This is a genomic window from Pseudomonas sp. SIMBA_068 (assembly GCF_046534705.1).
GTDB classification, from domain to species: domain Bacteria; phylum Pseudomonadota; class Gammaproteobacteria; order Pseudomonadales; family Pseudomonadaceae; genus Aquipseudomonas; species Aquipseudomonas putida.
Genome location: NZ_JAWRYI010000119.1, coordinates 1 through 377, shown reverse-complemented (window position 1 = coordinate 377; position 377 = coordinate 1). Strand labels below are relative to the sequence as shown.

The window sequence follows — 377 nt, the reverse complement described above, 5'->3', positions numbered from 1 at the left end:
GCTGGCTGACCAGCATCGCCTATGGCCCCGGTATCGCCCTGCATCTGCTTGGCCCGCTGGCCGCCTCGGCTGTGCTGGTGTTCGCCGTGCATTCCGGCCCACTGGCCCAACCCTGGCCGGTGCTGGGCAGCTATGCCCTAGCGGGCGCGGTCGGCCTGGCCATGCGCGAAGGCTTCGGCCCCGAGCTGTGGGTAGCCGCAGCCGCCCTGGGCATCTCGCTGCTGGTGATGTGCCTGCTGCGCTGCCTGCACCCGCCGGGTGGCGGGGTGGCGGTGAGTGCAGTGCTGGCTGACTCAGGGCTGACGGCCATGGGCGACCACTTGCTGGAGCCGGTGCTGCTCAATGCGTTGATCCTGGTGACAGTGGCGATTGTCTAC

The 377-nt window shown here is 69.5% G+C and carries 1 protein-coding gene; it reads left to right on the top strand.

Features of this window, described 5'->3' with window-relative positions:
• Positions 1-377: HPP family protein (locus tag SB756_RS28445; RefSeq protein WP_410912835.1), on the top strand; the 377-nt coding region annotated here is incomplete at both ends.